General features: G+C 34.2%; 30 protein-coding genes and 1 tRNA gene. 14 read left to right on the top strand and 17 right to left on the bottom strand.

From position 1 onward, the window contains the following. Positions 1-21: 21 nt before the first annotated feature. The 3 genes from KO464_05825 to KO464_05815 are packed head-to-tail and all read left to right on the top strand — an operon-like array spanning position 22 to position 2,342. Entirely contained in the window at positions 22-621 is a 600-nt protein-coding gene (locus tag KO464_05825; protein ID MCC7572889.1) for a hypothetical protein, read from the top strand. Beyond that, positions 621-1,229 carry a 30S ribosomal protein S2 gene (gene rpsB, locus KO464_05820; GenBank protein MCC7572888.1) on the top strand — a complete coding sequence of 203 codons (609 nt, stop codon included), beginning with the start codon at positions 621-623 and terminating at the stop codon, positions 1,227-1,229. Before KO464_05825 ends, rpsB begins: the two co-directional genes overlap by 1 nt. Continuing rightward, complete coding sequence (locus tag KO464_05815; GenBank protein ID MCC7572887.1) at positions 1,230-2,342, top strand: fructose-1,6-bisphosphatase; 1,113 nt, start codon at positions 1,230-1,232, stop codon at positions 2,340-2,342. 20 nt (positions 2,343-2,362) lie between these two features. On the opposite strand, the gene KO464_05810 is transcribed toward KO464_05815, so the two are convergent. The 5 genes from KO464_05810 to KO464_05790 form a co-directional block, all read right to left on the bottom strand. Continuing rightward, on the bottom strand, positions 2,363-2,974 hold the full coding sequence (locus KO464_05810; protein MCC7572886.1) for a thymidylate kinase: 612 nt from the start codon (positions 2,972-2,974) through the stop codon (positions 2,363-2,365). Continuing rightward, the gene (locus KO464_05805) at positions 2,974-3,654 is read right to left on the bottom strand and encodes an SEC59/DGK1/VTE5 family protein (GenBank protein ID MCC7572885.1); all 681 of its coding nucleotides are present in this window, start codon (positions 3,652-3,654) and stop codon (positions 2,974-2,976) included. The genes KO464_05810 and KO464_05805 overlap by 1 nt, the downstream gene beginning before the upstream one ends. A 128-nt stretch (positions 3,655-3,782) precedes the next feature. Continuing rightward, entirely contained in the window at positions 3,783-3,944 is a 162-nt protein-coding gene (locus tag KO464_05800; protein MCC7572884.1) for a hypothetical protein, read from the bottom strand. An 85-nt stretch (positions 3,945-4,029) separates the two neighbouring features. Next, positions 4,030-6,237: a DEAD/DEAH box helicase gene (locus KO464_05795; protein MCC7572883.1), complete on the bottom strand. Its 2,208-nt coding sequence runs from the start codon at positions 6,235-6,237 to the stop codon at positions 4,030-4,032. After that, positions 6,237-6,458 carry an ArsR family transcriptional regulator gene (locus KO464_05790; protein MCC7572882.1) on the bottom strand — a complete coding sequence of 74 codons (222 nt, stop codon included), beginning with the start codon at positions 6,456-6,458 and terminating at the stop codon, positions 6,237-6,239. The genes KO464_05795 and KO464_05790 overlap by 1 nt, the downstream gene beginning before the upstream one ends. A gap of 149 nt (positions 6,459-6,607) precedes the next feature. Between KO464_05790 and KO464_05785 the strand changes: the two genes are divergently transcribed. After that, the gene (locus tag KO464_05785) at positions 6,608-7,336 is read left to right on the top strand and encodes a lipoate--protein ligase family protein (GenBank protein ID MCC7572881.1); all 729 of its coding nucleotides are present in this window, start codon (positions 6,608-6,610) and stop codon (positions 7,334-7,336) included. 20 nt (positions 7,337-7,356) lie between these two features. Here KO464_05785 and KO464_05780 read toward each other — a convergent pair whose 3' ends face one another. The 3 genes from KO464_05780 to KO464_05770 are packed head-to-tail and all read right to left on the bottom strand — an operon-like array spanning position 7,357 to position 9,522. Further along, on the bottom strand, positions 7,357-7,734 hold the full coding sequence (locus KO464_05780) for a hypothetical protein (protein MCC7572880.1): 378 nt from the start codon (positions 7,732-7,734) through the stop codon (positions 7,357-7,359). Beyond that, positions 7,724-8,251, bottom strand: coding sequence for a flagellar hook-basal body complex protein FliE (gene fliE, locus KO464_05775; GenBank protein ID MCC7572879.1), 528 nt, complete (start codon positions 8,249-8,251; stop codon positions 7,724-7,726). The genes KO464_05780 and fliE overlap by 11 nt, the downstream gene beginning before the upstream one ends. Further along, a complete protein-coding gene (locus KO464_05770; GenBank protein ID MCC7572878.1) occupies positions 8,248-9,522 on the bottom strand; it encodes a TldD/PmbA family protein in 1,275 nt (424 codons plus the stop codon). Before KO464_05770 ends, fliE begins: the two co-directional genes overlap by 4 nt. Positions 9,523-9,629: 107 nt before the next feature. Here KO464_05770 and scpB point away from each other — a divergent pair, with 107 nt between their 5' ends. Genes scpB through KO464_05755 form a run of 3 tightly spaced genes read left to right on the top strand, consistent with a single transcriptional unit; the run spans position 9,630 to position 11,778 of the window. After that, on the top strand, positions 9,630-10,142 hold the full coding sequence (gene scpB / locus KO464_05765; GenBank protein ID MCC7572877.1) for an SMC-Scp complex subunit ScpB: 513 nt from the start codon (positions 9,630-9,632) through the stop codon (positions 10,140-10,142). 32 nt (positions 10,143-10,174) lie between these two features. Then, positions 10,175-11,146 carry a methanogenesis marker 2 protein gene (locus tag KO464_05760; protein ID MCC7572876.1) on the top strand — a complete coding sequence of 324 codons (972 nt, stop codon included), beginning with the start codon at positions 10,175-10,177 and terminating at the stop codon, positions 11,144-11,146. A 35-nt stretch (positions 11,147-11,181) separates the two neighbouring features. Then, positions 11,182-11,778 (top strand): DUF1847 domain-containing protein, encoded by a 597-nt coding sequence (locus tag KO464_05755; GenBank protein MCC7572875.1) that lies wholly within the window; start codon positions 11,182-11,184, stop codon positions 11,776-11,778. Here KO464_05755 and KO464_05750 read toward each other — a convergent pair whose 3' ends face one another. Both KO464_05750 and KO464_05745 read right to left on the bottom strand, forming a co-directional pair. After that, on the bottom strand, positions 11,779-12,147 hold the full coding sequence (locus KO464_05750) for a NifB/NifX family molybdenum-iron cluster-binding protein (protein MCC7572874.1): 369 nt from the start codon (positions 12,145-12,147) through the stop codon (positions 11,779-11,781). It lies immediately after the preceding gene. A gap of 38 nt (positions 12,148-12,185) precedes the next feature. After that, a complete protein-coding gene (locus tag KO464_05745) occupies positions 12,186-12,635 on the bottom strand; it encodes a DUF134 domain-containing protein (protein MCC7572873.1) in 450 nt (149 codons plus the stop codon). Positions 12,636-12,716: 81 nt separating this feature from the next. Here KO464_05745 and KO464_05740 point away from each other — a divergent pair, with 81 nt between their 5' ends. Continuing rightward, complete coding sequence (locus KO464_05740; protein MCC7572872.1) at positions 12,717-13,715, top strand: potassium channel protein; 999 nt, start codon at positions 12,717-12,719, stop codon at positions 13,713-13,715. A gap of 4 nt (positions 13,716-13,719) precedes the next feature. Here KO464_05740 and KO464_05735 read toward each other — a convergent pair whose 3' ends face one another. From KO464_05735 to KO464_05715, 5 genes are all read right to left on the bottom strand, one after another. After that, positions 13,720-14,301, bottom strand: a complete 582-nt coding sequence (locus KO464_05735) for a class I SAM-dependent methyltransferase (GenBank protein MCC7572871.1) — start codon at positions 14,299-14,301, stop codon at positions 13,720-13,722. A gap of 91 nt (positions 14,302-14,392) precedes the next feature. Then, positions 14,393-14,653, bottom strand: coding sequence for a hypothetical protein (locus tag KO464_05730; protein MCC7572870.1), 261 nt, complete (start codon positions 14,651-14,653; stop codon positions 14,393-14,395). Positions 14,654-14,669: 16 nt separating this feature from the next. Continuing rightward, positions 14,670-15,428, bottom strand: a complete 759-nt coding sequence (locus tag KO464_05725; protein ID MCC7572869.1) for a slipin family protein — start codon at positions 15,426-15,428, stop codon at positions 14,670-14,672. Between the two features lie 100 nt (positions 15,429-15,528). Then, positions 15,529-16,041, bottom strand: coding sequence for a universal stress protein (locus KO464_05720; GenBank protein MCC7572868.1), 513 nt, complete (start codon positions 16,039-16,041; stop codon positions 15,529-15,531). 125 nt (positions 16,042-16,166) lie between these two features. Next, positions 16,167-16,586 (bottom strand): archease, encoded by a 420-nt coding sequence (locus KO464_05715; protein MCC7572867.1) that lies wholly within the window; start codon positions 16,584-16,586, stop codon positions 16,167-16,169. Between the two features lie 53 nt (positions 16,587-16,639). Between KO464_05715 and KO464_05710 the strand changes: the two genes are divergently transcribed. After that, on the top strand, positions 16,640-17,584 hold the full coding sequence (locus KO464_05710) for a hypothetical protein (protein MCC7572866.1): 945 nt from the start codon (positions 16,640-16,642) through the stop codon (positions 17,582-17,584). Here the strand turns inward: KO464_05710 and pyk are convergent. Further along, a complete protein-coding gene (gene pyk, locus KO464_05705) occupies positions 17,573-18,973 on the bottom strand; it encodes a pyruvate kinase (protein MCC7572865.1) in 1,401 nt (466 codons plus the stop codon). The two genes, KO464_05710 and pyk, sit on opposite strands and share 12 nt — an antisense overlap. A 2-nt stretch (positions 18,974-18,975) precedes the next feature. Then, positions 18,976-19,476 (bottom strand): hypothetical protein, encoded by a 501-nt coding sequence (locus tag KO464_05700; protein MCC7572864.1) that lies wholly within the window; start codon positions 19,474-19,476, stop codon positions 18,976-18,978. A gap of 122 nt (positions 19,477-19,598) precedes the next feature. Here KO464_05700 and KO464_05695 point away from each other — a divergent pair. The 5 genes from KO464_05695 (at position 19,599) to KO464_05675 (ending at position 22,145) form a co-directional block, all read left to right on the top strand. Continuing rightward, positions 19,599-19,686, top strand: a tRNA-Leu gene (locus KO464_05695). Between the two features lie 152 nt (positions 19,687-19,838). Then, complete coding sequence (locus KO464_05690; protein ID MCC7572863.1) at positions 19,839-20,189, top strand: hypothetical protein; 351 nt, start codon at positions 19,839-19,841, stop codon at positions 20,187-20,189. Further along, entirely contained in the window at positions 20,186-20,662 is a 477-nt protein-coding gene (locus KO464_05685; protein MCC7572862.1) for a hypothetical protein, read from the top strand. The genes KO464_05690 and KO464_05685 overlap by 4 nt, the downstream gene beginning before the upstream one ends. After that, positions 20,620-21,723 (top strand): hypothetical protein, encoded by a 1,104-nt coding sequence (locus KO464_05680; protein MCC7572861.1) that lies wholly within the window; start codon positions 20,620-20,622, stop codon positions 21,721-21,723. The genes KO464_05685 and KO464_05680 overlap by 43 nt, the downstream gene beginning before the upstream one ends. A 44-nt stretch (positions 21,724-21,767) precedes the next feature. Continuing rightward, positions 21,768-22,145 carry a hypothetical protein gene (locus KO464_05675; protein ID MCC7572860.1) on the top strand — a complete coding sequence of 126 codons (378 nt, stop codon included), beginning with the start codon at positions 21,768-21,770 and terminating at the stop codon, positions 22,143-22,145. Positions 22,146-22,161: the final 16 nt, after the last annotated feature.

Genomic DNA, 22,161 nt, shown 5'->3' with positions numbered 1-22,161 from the left:
AATGGAGAAGGAGAGGAAATATTGACCGTAATAGAGGATATAAGGGCAAGGAAGGTTTACAACAGCAATAAAGAGAAGAGTATAGTAGAAATAGATGTATATACCTCTTCAAGTTTTGGGAGAGCCTCTGTGCCTTTTGAAGAAGAAATCTCTGAGATAGAAGAAGTTGTTTTACCGGAACTCATAGGATTGGATGCAATTGAACAAAAATCACTAGATGAGTTGCTTTGCGAAATAACGCCCTATACTCAAATAAGATTCGCTTTATCTTTGGCATCTGCCAAAGCAGCATCTTCTTTTTATTCGTTACCTCTTTTTAGATATCTTGGAGGCATATACGAGGGGCAAATGCCTCTATTGAATATAGGGGGAAAAATATTTAACTTCGATCTAAAAGAGTTAAAAAACAATCAAAAACCAAAAAAAATTGAGCTAGATACAATATCTAATATTTATGCTGCATCAAAAGATGATAAGAACTGCATAATCTCTGCAGTTGATGAAGGGATATGTCATATATCTCTAGCATTTAATCTTAGATATTTGGAATTAATGGAAGATAATATCCAAATAATAAATGAACTAATAAGAATTAAAGAATATTTGGGAGAGGAGATTTAATGAGTGATGAAATGCTTGTACCTCTTGATTTGTACCTTGCATCAGGAATACATATTGGGACAACTCAAAAAACAAGGGACATGGAAAGGTACATATTTAGGATAAGACAAGATGGTCTATATATCCTTGATATAAACGAAACAAATAAGAAGATTGAAAAAGTTGGGAAGTTTCTTGCTAAATTTGAGCCAGAGAAAATTCTAGTAGTTTCTTCAAGAATCTATGGATTTAAACCAGTATTAGCTTTTGGTCAGAAAATAGGCGCAAAAACAATTACAAAGAGATTTATTCCAGGATCTCTAACAAATCCAAACTGTGAAGATTTTATGGAGCCTGAAGTAGTAATCTTGACAGATCCAAGAGCAGATTATCAGATACTAAGGGAAGCCGGCCTTGCAAAAATACCTGTAGTTGCACTATGCGACTCTGAAAATTATCTGTCAAACGTTGATTTAGTTGTACCAACAAATAACAAAGGTAAAAAAGCCTTAGCGCTTGTTTACTACCTTATTGCCAGAGAAATGATGAAAGCTAAAGGTCAGATAAAAGACGGTGAAGAACCTCCATTCTCAATTGATGATTTCAAATCAAAAGACGAGGAGGATTAAATGGGAGAAAAAATAACTGTTTCTCTTATTAAAGCAGATGTTGGAGGATGGCCTGGCCATGCCAAGGTTCATCCAGATTTAATTCAAAAAGCACAAAAAGAATTAGAAAAAGAAAAAGGTAAACTTCTAATTGATTTCCACGTTACAAATTGTGGAGACGATCTAGAACTATTAATGACACATAGAAAAGGTATTGATTCTGAAGAAGTTCATCATCTTGCGTGGAATACTTTTGAAAAAGCAACAGAAGTCGCTAGGGAATTGAAGCTTTACGGTGCAGGCCAAGACCTATTAGCTGATGCATTTAGCGGAAATGTTAGAGGGTTGGGTCCTGGAATTGCAGAACTCGAATTTGAAGAAAGAAAAGCAGAGCCAGTTATTGCATTTATGATGGACAAGACTGATCCTGGGGCCTTTAATTTACCGATATATAAGATATTTGCAGACCCTTTTAACACAATAGGGTTAGTAATAGACCCAAGTGCAGCAGCAGGATTTAGATTCGAGATATGGGATATCTTAGAAAGTAAGAGAGTATTCATGGATTGTCCAGAAGAGCTATACAAAATGCTTGCTTTGATTGGTGCCAAATCGAGATATGTAATAAAAAGAGTTTATCCAAAAAAAGGTGGAAAATTACCTGCTGACGAAGCAGTTGCAAACATCAGCACTGAAAAGCTTTACAAGATAGCTGGAGATTATGTGGGAAAAGATGATCCTGTGGCACTGGTAAGGGGGCAATCAGGTCTTCCTGCAGTTGGCGAAATACTCGAGCCTTTCGCATTCCCCCACTTAGTGGCCGGCTGGATGAGAGGGTCTCACAACGGCCCAATAATGCCAGTTAGTCAAAAGAATGCAGTATGTACTAGATTTGATGGGCCTCCAAGAGTTATAGCCCTTGGATTTCAGATAGCAAACGGAAAACTAGTTGGGCCAGTTGATCTATTTGACGATCCTGCATATGATGAAGCTAGAAGAAAAGCACAAAGAGTCGCTGACTATATGAGACGGCATGGGCCATTTGAACCACACAGATTACCATGTGAAGATATGGAATACACAACTCTTCCTAAAGTTCTAAGAGAACTTGAAAAGAGATTTGAAAAATTATAATATCTTATAATATTTTTTTATTAATTTTGGATTCGATTTGAGATATATTCTGTTTTCGTATCTTTTCCATTATCCAATCTATCTAGTATTTTTTCTATTTCCTTTTGGACTTCATTTATTGTGTGTCCTGTATTTATAATGTTCCAATTATTTGCTAATTTCAATGCTTTCTCCCTTACATTTACAAGATCGTTTAGATTCTCAAACATTTCTTTTTCATTTCTTTTAGATAATCTTCTTAGAGACTCTTGTGGCTCAACATCTAAAAAGAACATATACTCTGAAGTGGGGAGTATAGTTGAAAAAAATTTGTAGAATAATTTAGCCAAAGGCAATGGCAAATAGGCAACACCCATTAGGTAACGTACAACAATCAATGTATCATCACCTTTTTTATAATACTTCCTTACAGATCTTATAACATCAAAAGCATAGTAAATTGATGCTTTAATATAATTTAATTTTCCCTTACCTAAAAGTGAGTTTTTTGCTTTTATTCCAAAAGTATTATCATTTTCTGGATGTGACCTTAAAATGACATTATTACCTCTAGTTACGTATCGATTACGAATTAAATTAGCATGAGTGTCTTTGCCAGCACCATCTAATCCATCAATTATAATAAATCTCATTATCCCACCAGTATCAATATGTAATAAAGAATTGTTGCAGAAAAACATGCAGTCAAATTATCCAGTCCTTTGGGTGTAACAGCTTCGAATAAAGTTGCAACAAGTGGAACAAATAATAGGATTAAGTAATTGATCGGTACTAAACTAACATTTACAAAAATATTATTGTAGTATTTCAATACAATCCACATAACAGTAACTAGTGTAAGATACATTGTTATTGACCCTTCAATACTCTTAGTTTCTCCAAAGAAATGGTATTTTCTTTTTCCAAATCTGGTCCCGATTAAGGATGCCATTCCATCTCCATATGACATAGCAGCTATACCTACAGCTATAATCCATGGCCGATCAAAAAATAAAAATGCAAGAACGGTCCATGAAATAGCATAGTATACCAATCCAAGTCCGTGTCCTGAAGATGATATTTTATCTTTGATTTTTAAAGGCGAATGTGGGCTCATTAAAAATGTTAGAGGTATAAACGGGGCAGCAGCAAGAAAAGTCATCGCAAATTTTGTTTCGAATATAGGTAATATAAACATTACATTTCCAACCATTATGTGGAGGAATTTTCGGCTAAATACTTTATATTTGCTCAACAGTTTTTCAGAGATAAAGAGTAAAACGGCCACATAGCCATAGACTATTATTAGGCCGAGTATATCGCCGGATAACATTGTTTTAGATTTTATATATTTTATATATAAGACTATGGTATAAATATAGGATGTTTATTTAAATTTCTTCATAGAAGTAGCACAGGATCAATAACATTAGGAGAGAATATCAAAATTAAAAATAAAATTTAGAGAAACTTACTTCCTTCTTCAAGAAGTTTGTTTGCAACACCTATTTCAATAGAAGCTAAAACGAAGTTTCTCTTTTTTATATTTACTTCTGCCCTATCTTTCATTCTTTTTGCTTGTTTAAAGAATTTTCTTGCTTCGACATCGTTATTTCCTCGCATAATTCATCACCTATTAATGCTAATATATATTATTGCTTATTAATATTTAAATCTTTTGGTTAATTATTGATTAGCAATAAAGAAATTAGATTTCTTCATACAAGGAATCTACAATTTCTCGTATCTTCTTTGCCTTTATTTCTCCAACACCTTCAACTTCCTTAAGTTCGATTTCATCAGCATTAAAAACTCCAAGCACACTGCCAAACTTTTGTAGTAACCTTCTGGAAAGTATTGAAGATACTTCAGGAAGACCTTCTACAATAAATAACTGTTTTTCCCTTAGGCTCATTACTTTTTTTTCTCCTCTGATTATGGGCATCCTATCTTTTTCTTTCTGTTCTCTTAATGAAATATCAACGAGAAAATTGACAGTTTCTTCCGGATTTTTTGTAAAAATAGGTCTAACTCTGAAATCTACCATGGCCGAGATAATTGCGCCACGGATAGATTTTTTATCCATATTCCTTATAGAATAAACATCTTCCCCTTCTACTATCAATATTGGGACTTCAAAATTATTGGCCAGCGATAAAATTTGTGGGAAAAGAGTTCCATTGATAAGTGATTCAACAAAATCATTAGAAGATTTTCTTTCAACTCCAACTCTGTTTGAGAGTATGTAGTCCCCAACTTCTAAACGATTTATTTTGATATTAGCGTTTTCTGATAAAATTTTTAACACCTTTTTGTCTTCTCTATCATCTGCTATGATATCTGGCATGTTGACAAAATCTTTTAATTTACTTTGACCCTTTTCTGCCATAATCATTTCATCACTTTTCCTAAAATCTCTTTTTAATTCCATTACAGTAAGTTTCATTTGCTTTTCTTTCTTCTTACTTGCCCAATAATAACCTTCGTCTCTAGTATTTTCTGCCATGAGAATTATAACTTCCCCACTTCTTCTCCTAGCAGTTCGGCCTCTCCTCTGAATTGACCTTATCTCGGAAGGCACAGGCTCAAACAGTATAACCATATCCACTTCAGGAATATCAAGACCTTCTTCAGCAACTGAAGTTGCAACAAGAACATTAAACTCTCCTAATCTAAATCTTTCAATTATCTCTTTCTGTTTTTTCTGAGATAAACCCATATCTCCTTTTTTTGAGGCTTGACCAACGAATCTTTCAACTTTTACACCTTCAAAGCTATCTAACTCTTTTACAATCCTCATTGTGGTGTCTCTGTAATGGGAAAATATTATTATATTTTTTCCATCATTAACTTCTTTTACAACAATTTCAAATAATTTTGAAAGTTTTGGATGTTCAATTCCCTGTTGATTCAAATTATTGGCCATTGTTATTATCTTCATAATAGTTTTTTCAGAAAGCAACTCTAACGAAGAACGGCTTTTACCATCCCTCATTCTTTTGAAATAGGATATTAATGGCGATATACCTTGGGTTTCCAATAATTCCAAGGCATGATATACCTTTAGGGCTTTTGCTTGTGATTTCAGAGCACCATAGTAAACAGATTTTTCATGTGGTGGAACTTCTTTAATTTTATTATTTATTTTGATTACAGTGCTCAATATCTCTTTTTTTGAAACATCTTGGGATGAAACAAATCCAAGATCTTTCAGTGCTGTAATCTCTTTTTTTAGTAATATCTCAAGCAACTTTTTTATTTCAAGAAATTCATCAGGAAGTTTAACTGAAACCCACGATATATTTATGTCTTGAACATAAGATTTGACATCGGATGAGGTTTCATTCCTAATTTCTATATTTTCTATTCCAAGATTATGAATGATTTCCTTCATCTTTTCTTTATCTGAGGCAGGCGAAGCAGTCAATCCCATAATTCTGATATTTTTTGATATAGCTTTTTCCGCTATGTAGGTATAAGCATAGTCTCCACTTGCACGATGGGCTTCATCAAAAATAATAAGACCATAATCTTCTAAAGTTATTCTTCCACCCAATATATCATTCTCTATTACTTGGGGGGTAGCAATCACAACTAAAGATTTTATATAAAGCTCATTTCTTCTAGTGGGAGCCACTGTTCCAGTCAGAAGAGAAAAACTTTCTTTTTCAATATTTAATATATCTGAAAATGATTTCAAATGTTGTTCGGCTAGTGGTTTTGTTGGTGCTAAGACCAAAACTTTCTTTTCTAAAGAGTGTAGAGTATAGGCTGCAAGTAAAATCCCGATATATGTTTTCCCAAGGCCTGTCGGTAAAATAACTAAGGTATTTTTATCTTTACTATTCACAAAAATAGTTTCTTGGTAGGTTCTAGGTGATATCTCCCCTTTAATAAAGGGGTGAGAAAAAGGCATTATCTTCCCATCTTTTCAAATTTCTTCTCAACATCATCCTTTTTCTTTATCTGCCATACTATAATGTCATCTTTTTTTGTACTTTCAACTTTTCCTTCTTCCTGCAATCGCAATAAAAGAGATTTTGTTTTCATTAAACTTTCTTTTGTTTTTTCACTGATCGTCTCTGAAGAAAGAGGAGATTCTTCATTCTCAAGCAGTTTTAAAATTCTTTGATACATAAGATGCCTCCTAAAGCCCTTAACGAGGGAAGGGAAATCTAGCACTAGAGGTGAAAAAATATGAGAGGATTCTAAATTTTTCCTCCATTTCCCTTCCCATAAATGATGTTTATGTAAACCTATAAATAGTTTTCGATAGTATTTTCTCTGTGATATATTTAGGATATAGGGAAGATAATGGGTATCTTTCAATGGGCCTAGATGAAGCTTTATTATTGTTAAGAGCTAATGATAAAATACCAGATACATTTAGATTTTATTCATTTCTACCGTCATGTGTTTCTATTGGTTACTTCCAGAGGTTAGAATCTTCAATTGATTTAGATTTCTGTAAAAAAAACAATATCGACTATGTCCGAAGAATAACTGGAGGTGGAAATGTCTTTCATGATTCTTTGGGCGAAATTACCTATTCAGTCGTGATGTCCGAAGAAAATGCACCTGAAGATATCCTAGATTCATTTGAGTTTATTTATGGAGGCATTATTGAAGGTTTAAAAAAACTTAATATCAAGGTCGAATTTAAGCCACTTAATGATATTGTATTCAATTCAAAAAAAATATCGGGATCTGCCCAAACAAGAAAATCCGGAGTTATTTTACAGCATGGAACCCTAATGTACAACACTAACATAGGATTAATGGAAAAAGTTCTTAAGATCTCAGATAAAAAAATAGAAATAAAAAAAAGAGTTACAACACTATCGGATGAAGGATATAAGTTGAACAAACAAGATTTAATTAATTGTTTAAAACAAGGATTTGAAGAAGTATTTGGGAAAACAAAAGTGAAGAATATTTCTAGAGACGAATTAAACCTTGCAAAAGAATTATCTAAGAAGAAATATGAAACAGAAGAGTGGAACCATAAAAGATAATTTAAAAATAATACTTTAAATCAAAGTGTTTTAGGAACTATTTTATCGATGAAATCATAAGGATCATCCACATAGATTTTTACTTTAATGGATCCCAGTGGGGATACTCGAGATAGATTTACCCTACCTGCAAAAGCAGCTTGCTTATTCACAGAAAATGATATTTTCGCACCTTGTGTACCCTCCTTTAATACCATATTCACACTATCCCTAATTGCTTCAGAATATACTAATTCGATAAATCTTGAAAGAACCCCATCATCTTCAGAATAACCAATAATTTCTTTTTCTTTTTCTTCGATATTGATATCTGGAAAAATATTTAATATCGATCTTTTTACCTTTTCATTGGTTTCTGTTGATTTTACCTCGGCGAATACTTTTAATTTAAAGCTCATATTTTTTTATCACCTTATCAATATTGGCTCTATATTCTTCTAAGGTGCCATTATTATCTATTATAAAATCTGATAGTGCAAGAGCTTCACCTAATCCCCACGATAGCTCTCGTAAATCTCTTTTATGAAAATCTTCAATGATTTTTGGGTCATCTTCTCGCCCTCTGTTTTTTAATCTTTCAAATCGTATATGCGGTGAAGAATGTATACCAACTAGTGTAAAATCAATTTCATTTCTAAATCTTTCAATTTCTTTTATACCTCTTATGCCTTCAATTAAAAATTTGGTGTAATGAGTTTCTCTAATTTTATCTAAAGTTAAAACAGCTATTGCATCAAGCCCTTCTTTATCTCTAAGCATTTGTGCTACTTTTCCACTTTCTTCAAGTGGGTAACCCCTCTTCACAGTTTCTTCTCGTACTATATCCCCCATAGATATGAATCTGTAACCTAAGCTTAGAGCTACATTGACAAATTCACTTTTTCCTGATCCGGGCATACCTACAACAGCTATCATCCTATCACCTTAGCTTCTGAAACAATAGATGGAGTAATCATCCCGCCTGTATTTTTAATATCCCCGTAAACTCCTTTAACTTTGCTCAAAAGATTAAATACATTCCCCGCTATCATCCCATGTTTTATTGGATGAACTTTCTCCCCATTTTTTATGTAAAAACCACTGGAAATTTCAACGGAGAAATCTCCAGAAATTGGATTTGCAGTATGAGCGCCCCTCAGTTCATTAATGATAAATCCTTCTTTTATTCCTTCTATTCTATTGCCTTCGATAATGAAGTTAGTAGTGCTAATAGAAGGGAGAGATTTATAATCTCTTTCGGAGTTTCCAGTAGATTCAACCCCAAACTTTTTTGCATAAAAATCGTCATAAAGATATTCTTTCAACACCCCTTTCTCTAAGACAATATTTCGTTTAGTCGGATTTCCATCTCCATCAAATTCGGAAGAAGCCACGCCATAATCAATAGTGCCGTCATCTATCATAGTAAGGTCAGTTATTTTTTCCCCAATTTTTCCTTTTAAAAAACTTCTATTCTTATCCACACTTTCAGCAAAAAGATGAGAAATAAAAGTATTTGAAAGCAATGAAGAAACTGCTTCAGGTTCTAAAATGACATCACAGTTCATAGATTGGATTTTTTTGGCATTGCTAGTTTCTTTAGCTTTAAACGCAGCCTTTTCTCCGATGGAGGCAAACTCAAATTTACTTCTCATAATATTATAATCAAATCCTGTGGATACATCACCATTCTTGTAAATAGCGGATATGTAACCAAAAAGCGTGACATATTTCTGACTTAATGAGATGCCGGTCGATGTCGAAATGTTTTCTTCGTGAAATGTAAGATTCGTGCTTCCAGATGATGGTGTTCCTCCTTTTTCCTCACAGCCTTTAATCATGTCCATTGAGAAAGTCATCAAATCTTCAGAAGTTATGGAATACAAAGATTTGTCGACAAGATTTCTCTTTTTTATTTCCTTTGGAGTAGGCAGACCAGTAAAATCTTCCCTATCTCTAGATACTTTCAGAACTTTGTATGCTGTCTTAACACATTCTTCTAGGTTATTTATATTGTTTGTAAACGAAAATCCCTGTTTTTTCCCCTCAACTACTCTTACGCCTATACCTATAGTCTCTTTTTCTTCGCCAATCTCTACATTATTTTTTTCAATATCGTAAGAAATAACTTTTATTTTCTGCGCAAAAATTTCCCCATCTGAATCTATAAGCTTCGTTGTTTTATGAGTAATTTCTTCTAATTCCATCTCTACACCTAATTAAACAAAGGTTAGGACATTAAAAAAGTTTCTTATATTTCGATTTATTGGGCATAACCTGCAAACCATTTAAATATATGAAATATATGAAGTATATGGACATAGCAAAGGACAAGGCTTCTATTGAGGCAATTCTTTTCATTTCAGGTGAACCTGTCCCCATATCTAAGCTGTTAAAAAAACTTGGTGTGAAAGATAGGGAATATGTAGAGGGTTTGATTGAAAATCTTTCTAAAGACTATAAGGATAGAGGAAGTTCTCTTGAAGTAGTTAGGGCTTTAGAGGACAGATATACTATGCAAGTAAGAAATGAGTATTCCTTATTAACTGCTGATTTTGCCCCAAAATCAGAAATAAGAGGGGCAGTTCTAAAAACTTTGGCAATTATAGCATACAAACAACCTCTAAAAAAATCAGATTTAGTCAAATATAGGGGAAGTCAGTGTTACGAACATGTCAAAATCTTAGTTGAAGCAGGGCTATTAGATGCGGAGCCTTGTGGTAAAACAAAGATCCTTAAAACAACACCCAAATTTTCTCAAATTTATGGCCTCGAGTCTTCTACACCTACAGAGATTAGAAAATTTATGGAAAGCATTTTGAAATAACAACTTTTATAAATAAATTAGTCTTTAACCGCATGTTGAAAAGTATGACAGACCTAAACAGAATTGTTCAGGAAATTCGAAACTACGAGGGTGTTAAAAGAAAAAATCCAATTAAGCATCTAATTAATCAATTCAAACCCTTTTCTAATTATGGAAATACTATTATTGATTTTGGTGACGACGCCGCTGTTTTAAAAGCTGAAGGTAATTATCTTCTTTTTGCCGCAGACGGAATTTGGGCAAATCTCTTAAATGATCTTTTCTGGGCAGGATATTGTGCCGTACTTGTAAATGTAAATGATATCTATGCAATGGGGGGTAAACCCATCGCTATGGTCAATATTATGTCTTTAAAAAAGACTGATAACTGTAAGGATTTACTTGAAGGAATTAAGACAGGCTGTGACAAATTTAAAGTTCCGATGGTGGGGGGACACCTTCATCCAGATACTGAAACAACAACAGTATCTGTCTCAATAATGGGAAATACATCAAAGATACTTTCAAGCTTCTCTGCAAAAGAAGGAGAAGATATAATACTAGCAATGGATATGGACGGTCGACGCTATAACAATTTTCTTAACTGGGACACCACCCTAAAAAAATCTTCTGAAGAGTGCATATCAAAGCTTAGTATAATGAACGAAATAGCTGAAAAAGAACTTTCGTTTGCAGCTAAAGATATCTCTAATCCAGGAATACTGGGTACAATTGGAATGCTTCTCGAAACCTCAAGAAAAGGGGCAATTATCAATATTGACGATATACAAAGGCCAGAAAATATGGATTTTATAGACTGGTTAAAAATATACCCTGGCTATGGATTCACTTTGACTTCAACTCCTGAGAATACAGACAAAATACTAAATCTTTTTAAACAGCAAAAAATTGAAGCTAGAGTTATAGGAAAAGTTACAAATGACAACACAATGAGTTTGGTCGATAAAAATAAAACAAAGACTCTATTCGATTTTAAAACAGACATAATTACGGGCATAAAATAAGTAACTTTTTTAAATTAGTTTCTTTATCTCTTTTTATGAGATGCAATGATTGTGAAGACTCGTTCTGTATGGACGGCATTAACTGCTATGATAAAGAAATAAGAAAATATGCCGAAAAAGAAATAAGAAAAGAAGAAAATCTCAATTTTTACATTACTTCAACTGAACTTGAAGTCGATGCATATATGAAAATGCCTCGAGTATTGGAATTAATTGAATTTTCTAAAAGAATGAATTACAAAAAACTTGGAATCGCATCTTGTGTCGGCTTAAAAAATGAATCTCAAACTCTCACGGATTTACTTGAAGAAAAAGGATTTGAAGTTTCCCTTGCCATATGTAAAACATGTGGTATCGGAAAGGGAGAATTTGGAGTTAGTAAAACTCTATCCGGAAAACTAAGCGAATCTTCATGTAATCCCGTTGGCCAAGCTAGATTATTAGAAAAAGAAGAAACTGAATTCAATATAGTCGTAGGGCTATGCGTGGGTCATGATTCATTATTTATTAAATATTCAAAAGCTCCAACTACTGTACTCATAGTAAAAGATAGAGTTCTAGCACATAATCCCGTAGGGGCTATTTATTCAAATTATTGGATTAAAAAGATAAGGAATCATAAATTCGAATAATTATTTATGGGCGCTACAGGAGATTTTCTCGCCAGAAAATCTTTCTAATTCCCCTTTAATAAATTTGTTAATGACGTCCTGAACTTTTTCTCTTTTTGTAAAAAAGAGATCAAATCCTTGACAAGTTAGAACTTCCATAGCACGAGGTCCTAGATTAGAGCAAATTACAATTCCCACATTCCTTTTAAGAAGTAATTCAACAGGACTTTCAGAACCCCCAAAATGGTCACTAGTATTATCTATTACTTCTAAATTTCCAACTTTGTTTTCATTTATTTCAATAACTGTGTAAGTTGGAGCCATACCAAAATGATTGAAAACGGTATCTGAAAGACCACCTTTTGAATCTGTAGGTATTGCAACTTTCATATACTTACCTTATAATTCAAAATTTGTTTTACTCTATTCTATATTTTATTGGATTTTATCCCTTCGCAGTTGTGGATGCAACTATTAATGTTTTTGACATTTGTTCCATTACATTTTGGACATCTTATGGCATCTTCTTTAGAGTCAGTATCCGTCTCCCAGAAATGGCCACAATTTATACATCTAAATTGATCATTTCCCATTTCATAGTCGCCACCAAAAATTTCAATAGCCTTAGAATTAACTAAAGCTTCAGAAACTTTGTTTCTAGCTTCTTTTAGGATTCTATGAAACGTCGGCTGTGAAATTCCCATTTTTTCAGAAGCTTCGGTCTGTTCTAATCCAATCAAATCTTTTAGCCTAATAGCCTCAAGCTCTTCAAATGTAAGTCTAATAATGTCAAGTTGTTCAAGGGGGACCCCCCTTGGCTTAAAATAACGAGCATTTGTATCCAAATAAATGCATCTTTTTTTTCTTGCTCTTGGCATAGTATGCAACTGTTTTTTTTTAATTAAAAACTTATCCCTTAGTCATAACAAATTTAAATATATGAATATAACAATAATATCGTGAATAAAAAGTTTATTTTTGTTTTAATTGGACCAATATTCTTAATTGTTTTGGGAACAATAGGATTTCATTATATCGAGGGATTATCTTTTTTAGACTCTCTTTATTTAACAAGTTCTACCATTTCAACAGTTGGTTACGGAGATCTTCATCCAAATTCTAGTTTAAGCAAGATATTTAGTCTCTTTATAATGTTTGGCGGAATAGGAATAGTCTTGTACACTTTAACATTTATTGTCAATTTTATTGTAGAGGGAGAATTAAAAAATATTTATGGGTGGCGAAAAATGGAATCATCATTAAAAAAAATGAAAAATCATTATATTATTTGTGGATATGGAAATGTCGGCGAAAGAATTGCTAAGAGATTAAAAGAATCAAAAAAATTTGATATCGTAGTTATCGAAAAAAATAAAGATAGTTGTGATAAAATTAAACTTGCTAACATACCTTATATTGAAGGCGACGCAACAGACGAGAAGATATTAAATGAAGCGGGGATAACTAAGGCAAAAGGGCTTGTAACAACAGTCTTAGATGATGCTGAAAATGTCTATATTGTTATAACTGCAAGATCTTTAAATCCTAATTTACATATTGTTGCCAGAGGGTCTTCAGATAAAGTAAGAGAAAAATTGTATCAGATAGGGGCAAATAGAGTGATAATGCCTGATGACATAGGGGCCCGTATAATGGCAGAATCTCTAACAAGACCTTTTATAATAGATTTCATGGATTCCGTAACAGAGGAAGGGGACATTACTACAGAGTTTATCAGTGTTAAAATAGAAAAAGATTCGAAAGTAAAAGGTCTTACCATAAAAGAAACAAAACTTGGTGAGACTTTTGGAGCATATATTCTTTATGTTAAAAGAGGGGATAAATATCTTAACTCTCCAAGAGCTGATACTAAGATTGAAGAGGGGGATATACTTACTATGCGTATATCAAAAGATTTTGAAAAAGAAATATTTGAGTATCTTGGGGCTAAGATCTAAAAATCTACTTTATTTCTAATTCATAAATTACTGGTTTAAAAACTAGATATCTTTTCAGGAATTTGACATTTACGATTCTTAATCCATTTGTATTAAAGAAATTTCTCCATTCGGAATCAGTTCTATTTGACTGAATCCCATTAAATTCAAGATTTATTAAGCTGTCTACAAATTTTGTTACTAATTTATCGATTTTATTTGTATATACATCTTCTATGATTATTATTCTTTTCTTCGTTACTCTCATTACTTCCTTAATTAATATCTTTTGTTGATTGGTATGATGTAGTACCGCCAATATCATACTTTTATCAAAAGTATTTTCCTTAAACGGCATTTTTTCTCCATCGTATACTACTGGATTAATTCCTTCTATAATGCTATTATCGCCTATATCTAGGGGAACAACATTGTAATTCCTTTCTTTTAAAATTTCTATTATATTACAACTACCGCAACCAACATCTAAGATTATCTCTTCTTTTCTTATAAATCCTTCAAGCGCATTATATATTATTTCTGCCCTTTTCCTTGCAAACTTGTATATAATTTTCTTTAGAAGTTCGTTTTTATTATAATATTTCATCGTCACTCGAAATTTTGTTACTATTCCTTATTTTTAAATATTGGCCTTTAAAAAAATGAATCTTTTTCTAAACCAAAAAATAAAAAATAAATTAAATAATTTTCTTAAAGAACTCCGTCTTTGCTCCGCCAAATTGATTTGGCCAAAATACACCTTCATTCTGGCCTATTCCAAATATGTCGTATGAAACATCGCATCCCGGAAAATCCTTTTTTCCTTTATATTCTACAACTTCCCCTAACTTCAATTCTTTAGTGATTGTCTTAAATTCTGGCACGCAATTAGTTTCTGTCCAGGATATTGAACTGCCTTCTTTGATAATCCGGTATTTCTTTCCAACTTCAAATTCCATTGAAATCTACATTAGATTATTTTTTCTGTTCTCTCTTTTTTTGTAGGAATTCCATCATTTCTTCAGGAAATGGAAATACTATTGTAGAGTTTTTCTCAGAAGCTATTTCAGCTAAAGTTTGATACAATCTTAACTTTAATGCAGCTGGTGATTTGTCTATTATGTCACCTGCATTTGCCAATCTTTGTGCAGCCTGTTCTTCTGCTTCTGCAAGAATTATTCTTGCCCTTCTATCTCTTTCAGCTTCTGCTTGATGTGCCATCGCCCTTTTCATATTGTCTGGAAGTTCTATATCTTTTATTTTTACATCTGTTACTTTTATTCCCCATGGGTCAGTCTCAATATCTACAATTGCTCTTATCTTTTCACCTATTTCTTCCCTCTTGGCAAGAATTGTATCTAGGTCAGATTTTCCTGCCATATCCCTCAGTGCAGATTGCGAAAGCTGAGATATCGCAAATTTATACTGTTCAACTTCTAGTATAGCCTTGTCAGCATTTGTAACTTTAAAGAAGACTACTCCGTTCACCTTCATTGGAACATTATCTTTAGATATGACTTCCTGAGCAGGTATATCTACGGTGACCACCCTTAAATCTACTTTTTCTATTCTGTCTACACCAGGAATTATCCATTTTAATCCTGGCCCTAGTATACCTACAAATTTACCTAATCTAAATTTAACGGCTCTTTCATATTGCTTTATCACTCGGATACCCGCTAAAATGAATAACAATATAGCGGCCACAGGAGCTAATAATATTGGATCTATCATCATTAATAAATAAACTTTGGTCTATATAATACTACCTACAATAAATTATACAATTTTTATAAAATAGAATAATTTATAAAAAAACTAAAATTATTGTAATTTAAGGAACAAGAGTGACTCTGACGCCTGCGTATTTGGCCACGTCTTCTGCCACATGACCCATAGCCAATCTCTTTATACCTGTGAGGCCTGTTTTTCCCATAATAATGTGGTCAGTATGTTCATCATCTGCTGTCTGGACTATTGTATCTACAACTCTTCCCATCTTTAGAATTGTCTTGACCTTCAATCCATTTTTTTCTGCATACTTTGTCATTTCTTTCAATACATTGTTTCCTCTCTTACACAACGGATCTTCCATCATACAGCTAAGCTGTTCCTCAAAGAATGGAGAGTATCTTTTTATGTCGTCACCTTTAACTTTATCTTTCCACTCGGGCAAGAATTTATCCATTGCCTCATATGTCAGTTTTAATTTATCTGCGTCTACTACGTGTAACAGAGTAACTTGTGCCCCTGTTTTGCCTGCCACCCAAGACGCATATTCTAGAGCTTTCTCCGAAATTTTAGATCCATCTACTGGAACCAATATCTTCTTTATTAATTCAGCCATAATATCACCATATATTATAGATTATTCAAATATAAAAGTTTTTCTATTATATAAAAAAAACTTCTTTAATCGCTGTAATATTTCCTAAAACTAGTATAAACTATTAGTTTATTTATCACATACTATTAGATATCCAGAACAAATTGTAAATAATATTGTTTATCAATTTTTTCCAATTTGAATAAAGAATAAGTGATGGCCTTTATGTCCATTTCTAAATTTTTTCCGATGATATAATCTCCATAACTTATTGCATTAAGCGATCTTCCATCGTTTGAAACGTTTATGTTAAAAGATGAAAAAATAATTCCTTCGCTATCTCTAAGTACGAGGAGTTCAGTAATCCAGTTTACTAATAGAGAAGGTAGGTCATTCCCTTGTATAAATAAATCTTTTACTATCTTTTTTTCTATTGTACGAGGATCTAACATTAATTTTGTAACAGCAATAGCCGCATTTTCGAATATCTCATTAAGATTATACCCCCATACTTTAACACCAATATCTGCCGTAACATCGAAATATTCGAATTTATTAGGATTCATTTTATAACTTATAAGAATAAAGCTTTTAAAATGTTCTGTTAACTATTTATTATATGAGAAAACTCTATGCCATAATATTTATAAGTTTTTTAGGATTTGGCTTATTCTCAATCACTGGCATAACTGCACCAAATGAGAAAATGAGTGTTTATTTTGAAAAAACTCCATCTTTTTACTCTGGAGATAGCGGAGAATTTACATTAGTATTTGAGAACACAAGTAATAGCATTCTAAAAAATATTAATATTTATGTAAAAGATGAATATTTCGAATTCGCTAAAAATAAGTTTATTTATGGAGAACTACAACCTGGTCAAAAAAAAGTTGAAAAGATTCAATACACAGTTAGAGCAATAGATACTGGAACTTATCCATTGAAAGTAACAACACAATACTCTTACCAGGTATACTGTTCGGGTGTGCAGTGTGATTATACTTCTGAGGGATTTCTACTAGAAGTTCCATTTAAAATAGAAGGCGTTAGAACACCCATAATTGATTTAAGAGTTAGAAGCTTTGAGATAAAAGAAGTTCCATATACATTACCCCTTTTTATAGTGAACAGGGGCGCAGCAGTAAAAAGTTCTTCTATACTAATAGAATACGATAAATCTAAGTTTAATATTGATTATACTGAGGATGTTGGAGCAATTACTTCTTTAACTAAAAAAGATATATTAGTCACTAAATTACCTGAAGTCCCAGGGGATTACACAATTTATCTAAATTTAGAAATAAAAGATGCAAATAATAAATCAACCTATTTGAAATTTCCAATTAAAATGATAGTTAACACAGTTGAAGTTGTTAGATTGGATGGCACTCCGACTGAGATACCAACAACTGAAGTCAATAATACTGAAGTTAAAGCTGAACAAACAACTTCATCCCCTAAAGTTCAAAAATCAGTTTATACGATGCTACAGGAAGCCGTACTAGTTTTGACATTATTCGGTTTAATTGCAACTTTTTCTTTGATGCTACTATCAAGAAGATAGGACTTCGCCTATTTCTCTTATTTCTAACAAGTTTGTTCTTGGTTTCTTTGAGTTACTTATCCCTGCAGTAAAAACAAAAAGGTCATTATCTTTTAACCCTTCATTTTTTAAAAATTTGGCAGCATGTAGCACAGCTTCTGAGATTCCTCCTTTCTCTTGGTCTAGATAGACTTCATTTATCCCCCATACAATAGAAAGCTTTCTTGCAGTAGCAGTATTATTTGTCATACCATATGTGGGCACTGAAAGTTTGTGTCTGGAAACCATACATGCAGTATACCCTGACCTAGTTGAAGTCACGATTGCCTTGACATTGGATAACAATACCGATTTAGCTACAAGTGATGAAATAACATCTGTTACCCTTTTGGAAGGGCCATATTCCGATCTTGATTTTAACTCTTTTTCAGTTTCTATTGCAACCTTTACCATCATTTCGACACTTTCTAGAGGATATTTTCCAATCGCTGTTTCACCAGACAACATAACAGCGTCAGCGCCACTGTATATCGCACTGGCAATGTCTTCAACTTCTGCTCTTGTTGGCCTTGGATTTTCTATCATAGAGTTTAACATTTGAGTTGCAACAATTACCGGCCTACCTTTTACATTACATTTTTCAATTATAGATCTCTGAACACTTGGAATTTTAGAAAGATCAATCTCGACACCCAAATCGCCCCTTGCCACCATTATACCTTCAGAATATTCTATTAAGTCATCTATATTTTTAATACCAAAATTAGACTCTATCTTTGAGATTATCCACTGTTCCCCATTTTCTTCTTTTAGTATCTCTCTAGTTTTTATTATATCCTCTTTAGTCGATGCAAAAGACAGTGCTATAAAATCAACATCTTGTTTTATTCCAAATTTTATATCAACAATGTCATTGTTCGTGACTGCTGAAGGACAATAACTATTTTCAGGGATGTTTATGCTCACCTTTTGCCTGAGATTTCCTTCATTTAGCGCTCTAAGGTATATGTCCTTATCTTCAATTCTAAGTACAGAAAAGATCAATGTTCCATCATCAACTAGGACTTTATCATTAGGTTTTAAAAATTGAGATACGTCATTTTGTAAGGGGATAATATCTTTTCCTTTATTCACAGAAAGTATGTATTCTTTGTCTGTAAAAATATGGATATTATTATCAAATTCACCAATTCTAATATCTGGTCCTTTTGTATCTAGTAAAATCCCGATTTTCTTGTTAGTATCTTCTGATACTTCTTTGATTAGATCTATCACTTTAAGATGTTCAGAATGAGTGCCATGTGAAAAATTTAATCTTGCTACGTCCATCCCGGAACTGACGAGTTTATTTATCATTTCATGATTTGATACACTTGGTCCTATTGTGCATACAATTTTTGTTTTCTTCAAATTTAGAATTCCTCCCACTCAATATCGAATTCTATCTCTAGATTCATTATTTTATCGATAACAGATTTTAAGGTCATATCTTTTGCTTCTTCAGGGATATTCATTAAAAATCCTAAATTACCTTTATTAATTAGAATTGGAGTTCTTTTATCAATACTAATCTTTTTGCCGAGTATATCTTTTTCAGGGAAACTATCTGGGTCAATCTTAATTCTTGCTATCAGTATAGAGCCTTTATTGGAAGTAATACCTTTAATTTTTTCTTTAAGTTTTTTTTCAATTTCTGCGAGGGGTATATCCCTATGTTCTCTGCAATAGTGAACGGAATTTATGGAATAGATATTTTTTTCTTCAGTCTGTTCTAAAAAACCAATACTACTGTCACCAATATCACTTCCCTTATGCTCTGGGAAACTACAATTTTTAACCTCAAGAGGATCGATAGAGAATACCTTTAGTATACCTAAAATATCTTTTGCCTTATCGGCCATTAAATGTTCCATTTGTCACACCTGAAAAATAATTATTAAATTAGTATAAAAGTTTCACTGTATTTAATTGACGTATGTATCATCGTTACATTTATAAGGCACTTCAAAATATATGGTTTGGATTTAATTACCATGCGGGGGTTGCCGAGCCTGGTCAAAGGTGCAGGGCTTAGGACCCTGTGATGTAGGTCTTCCTGGGTTCAAATCCCAGCTCCCGCACCACTGGTCTTTTCTTTACTCTTTGGGGACTAATCCCAAAGGTGTCTTAAACGGAAGAAAAAAAACTTGTAATACCCGGCAGGACAAATCTTGCCAAAGAAGAAATCGATTTTGGAAAGTTTGAATTTAGAGAGGTAGAGCCTACCTTAAAGGAGATGAAGCACTCCAAAGGAGAGGGCAAGATCTTGCTCTACCCGAGAAGAATGTACATCAACAGGGCCCTAGAAGAGCAGCAGCTGAAGCCTCGTTATGTCCGATTTTTAATAGACGAGAACATGAAATGGGTGGCCTTATCGTTTGATGAGGAGATGGATGCTAAGAATCTCCCGGTCCATTACTCAAATACCAAGAGGACATATGTGTCTGTGCCAATCACCATAGCGGAAAATGTCAAGCCCATACTATCAAGAAGAAAGGATGGAAGTCTTCAGCCAACATACATCCCATACCATTACCACAATGGCATGCTCCTATTCTGCTATGCAAAAGAGGAGGCCTCCACTTGATACATATAGTTGGGACAAATGACAACAGGCTCATACTCTCCACAAGCATAGAAATAGCCGAGGATATCACAATCCCAAATGCCTACGTCATGCCCTTGAAGAATGCCAGGGGTGAGACTGTCGATATCTTAAGCGAGGTAAGGCTCCCTCCAAGCGATGCTATCTTCTACCACATCTACTTGAAAAATGACCTCCAGAACAAAGAGGGCGACATAAATCCTCAAAGGATAGAGATCAGGGACATGATCAACAAGGCCAAGCAGCTGGCAGCTGCAGCATACTTAACTGATGCAATGACAGCCCTGCCGCCAAAAAGCTACAAGATGGCCCAGCTGAAGAGGATGATAAAAGGCCTTTCTATTTTTGGAGATCTCACATACATCAAGGCAGTTGACAATTTTGGCCCTATTTTTAGAATAAGAAAAATTGAGTGCAGCTCATACTCCAGGTACTTCCAGGAGGGGATCATCTGAGCAATATTGACATTCTGAAAACTAATCCCAACGTCCAGATAATCTATGAGGGTGTCAAGAAGAAGGAAGAGAAGACAGTCTACGATGAAAACGGCAAACCTGTACATGCCATAGTAATCGGGGTAGAAAAGAAGCTATCGCCAAAGGAGCTCAAAAAGCAGAAGATAGACATGCTCCCTAGAAAGCTTGACGGAAAGATTACAGACGTAGTTCAGGTGGGAAGGATATATGCAAATCCCCCAATCAGGACACAAACAAAAGAGCCGCAGCAGGAGAGATGGAGGCCGATTAAGGCAGGCATCTCAGTAGGGCATATTGACATCACAGCCGGAACTTTAGGTGCTGTAGTCATTGGAATTAGAAGTGCTGTAAAGAGATCTCTTTCAGGTGGCAGTATCTTAAGCAGGATATGGAACTGGCTAATGAGGCTTTTTTTTAATGATGATACCCCCGAACCTCCAACACCAGATCCAGAAGATCCCCCTGAGATAGAAACAGGAGAGAGATTCATTCTCTCAAATCTTCATGTCTTAAACAACGAGAACAAAGGAAAGAAAGGAGATACGGTCATACAGCCTGGGGACTATGACGATGGAGTAAGCCCTGATGATGCAGTTGCCACAGTGCATGAAGCAGTGCTTATAGATCCTAACGGGGTGAACTATGTAGATTGCTGCCTAGCAAAGATCAACAAGGACATAGAGAGCAAGCTAGGGCAGTATGGAGATCTCCCGATTAAATCGCCGCTGCTAAATCCAAAGGTCGGCCTAAGGGTCAACAAGGTGGGAAGGACAACATTCTACACCGAGGGAAAGATAACGGGAATAAATGCAGCATCAAGGATATGGTACGACTGCGGGAGCATACTATTTGAGAGCCAGATAGTAATCGAATCAGGTAATCCCTACCCCTTCTCAGACGGCGGAGATTCTGGAAGCCTCATAATGGATATGGACGGAAGGCCTGTGGCCCTATTGTTTGCAGGCTCTGACGTTATCACCCTTGCAAATCCGATAGGCCTAGTTATGGATTCGCTTAAGACAAAGTTCACATTCGGGTGATATTTCTGCCAGGGAAATGTGAGGAGATTAAGATCACACTCTCCATGGAAGAGGCCGTAAACTTCCTTGACCATGACGATCTTCGGGAGATGATCTGGGAGAAGATGCCAGCCACAGCCCAATGTGAATGGCTGAAGAAGATGATGAAGAGGCGGGACGTAGAGATTGGCCAGAAGTCTAACGATAAGCCCATCTACCAGTGGGAGAGCATGGCGGACCAGGAGTACAGGCTCGTAAAGCTGCTTCTAAAATTAGGGCCAACTTCAATCATAGACATAAAGAAGAATCCAGAGTGCCCCTCATTTTCCGCATTTGACAAGGCCTTCATGGACCGATTGGTCTCCTGTGATGAAGCGAGGAAATACTACGTCACCAAGAGAGGGGAGCAGTACCTCTCCGTAAGGGAAAGCATGAGGTCGTAATCGTGCAGGGCAAAGC

This window comes from Methanofastidiosum sp. (genome assembly GCA_020854815.1).
GTDB lineage: Archaea > Methanobacteriota_B > Thermococci > Methanofastidiosales > Methanofastidiosaceae > Methanofastidiosum.
This window is presented reverse-complemented; position numbering and strand designations above follow the sequence as displayed.

Excerpts from the sequence above, each read along its gene's own strand:
- KO464_05730 (MCC7572870.1), bottom strand. The coding sequence starts at position 14,653 with ATGGAATTTGAAGTTGGAAAGAAATACCGGATTATCAAAGAAGGCAGT.
- rpsB (MCC7572888.1), top strand. The coding sequence starts at position 621 with ATGAGTGATGAAATGCTTGTACCTCTTGATTTGTACCTTGCATCAGGA.
- KO464_05690 (MCC7572863.1), top strand. The coding sequence starts at position 19,839 with ATGAAGCACTCCAAAGGAGAGGGCAAGATCTTGCTCTACCCGAGAAGA.
- KO464_05795 (MCC7572883.1), bottom strand. The coding sequence starts at position 6,237 with ATGCCTTTTTCTCACCCCTTTATTAAAGGGGAGATATCACCTAGAACC.
- scpB (MCC7572877.1), top strand. The coding sequence starts at position 9,630 with ATGGACATAGCAAAGGACAAGGCTTCTATTGAGGCAATTCTTTTCATT.
- KO464_05725 (MCC7572869.1), bottom strand. The coding sequence starts at position 15,428 with ATGATAGATCCAATATTATTAGCTCCTGTGGCCGCTATATTGTTATTC.
- KO464_05790 (MCC7572882.1), bottom strand. The coding sequence starts at position 6,458 with ATGTATCAAAGAATTTTAAAACTGCTTGAGAATGAAGAATCTCCTCTT.
- KO464_05745 (MCC7572873.1), bottom strand. The coding sequence starts at position 12,635 with ATGCCAAGAGCAAGAAAAAAAAGATGCATTTATTTGGATACAAATGCT.
- KO464_05780 (MCC7572880.1), bottom strand. The coding sequence starts at position 7,734 with ATGAGCTTTAAATTAAAAGTATTCGCCGAGGTAAAATCAACAGAAACC.
- KO464_05700 (MCC7572864.1), bottom strand. The coding sequence starts at position 19,476 with ATGGAACATTTAATGGCCGATAAGGCAAAAGATATTTTAGGTATACTA.
- KO464_05750 (MCC7572874.1), bottom strand. The coding sequence starts at position 12,147 with ATGAAAGTTGCAATACCTACAGATTCAAAAGGTGGTCTTTCAGATACC.
- fliE (MCC7572879.1), bottom strand. The coding sequence starts at position 8,251 with ATGATAGCTGTTGTAGGTATGCCCGGATCAGGAAAAAGTGAATTTGTC.
- KO464_05815 (MCC7572887.1), top strand. The coding sequence starts at position 1,230 with ATGGGAGAAAAAATAACTGTTTCTCTTATTAAAGCAGATGTTGGAGGA.
- KO464_05770 (MCC7572878.1), bottom strand. The coding sequence starts at position 9,522 with ATGGAATTAGAAGAAATTACTCATAAAACAACGAAGCTTATAGATTCA.
- KO464_05800 (MCC7572884.1), bottom strand. The coding sequence starts at position 3,944 with ATGCGAGGAAATAACGATGTCGAAGCAAGAAAATTCTTTAAACAAGCA.
- KO464_05710 (MCC7572866.1), top strand. The coding sequence starts at position 16,640 with ATGAGAAAACTCTATGCCATAATATTTATAAGTTTTTTAGGATTTGGC.
- KO464_05715 (MCC7572867.1), bottom strand. The coding sequence starts at position 16,586 with ATGAATCCTAATAAATTCGAATATTTCGATGTTACGGCAGATATTGGT.
- KO464_05675 (MCC7572860.1), top strand. The coding sequence starts at position 21,768 with ATGGAAGAGGCCGTAAACTTCCTTGACCATGACGATCTTCGGGAGATG.
- KO464_05805 (MCC7572885.1), bottom strand. The coding sequence starts at position 3,654 with ATGTTATCCGGCGATATACTCGGCCTAATAATAGTCTATGGCTATGTG.
- KO464_05810 (MCC7572886.1), bottom strand. The coding sequence starts at position 2,974 with ATGAGATTTATTATAATTGATGGATTAGATGGTGCTGGCAAAGACACT.
- KO464_05760 (MCC7572876.1), top strand. The coding sequence starts at position 10,175 with ATGTTGAAAAGTATGACAGACCTAAACAGAATTGTTCAGGAAATTCGA.
- KO464_05720 (MCC7572868.1), bottom strand. The coding sequence starts at position 16,041 with ATGGCTGAATTAATAAAGAAGATATTGGTTCCAGTAGATGGATCTAAA.
- KO464_05735 (MCC7572871.1), bottom strand. The coding sequence starts at position 14,301 with ATGAAATATTATAATAAAAACGAACTTCTAAAGAAAATTATATACAAG.
- KO464_05755 (MCC7572875.1), top strand. The coding sequence starts at position 11,182 with ATGAGATGCAATGATTGTGAAGACTCGTTCTGTATGGACGGCATTAAC.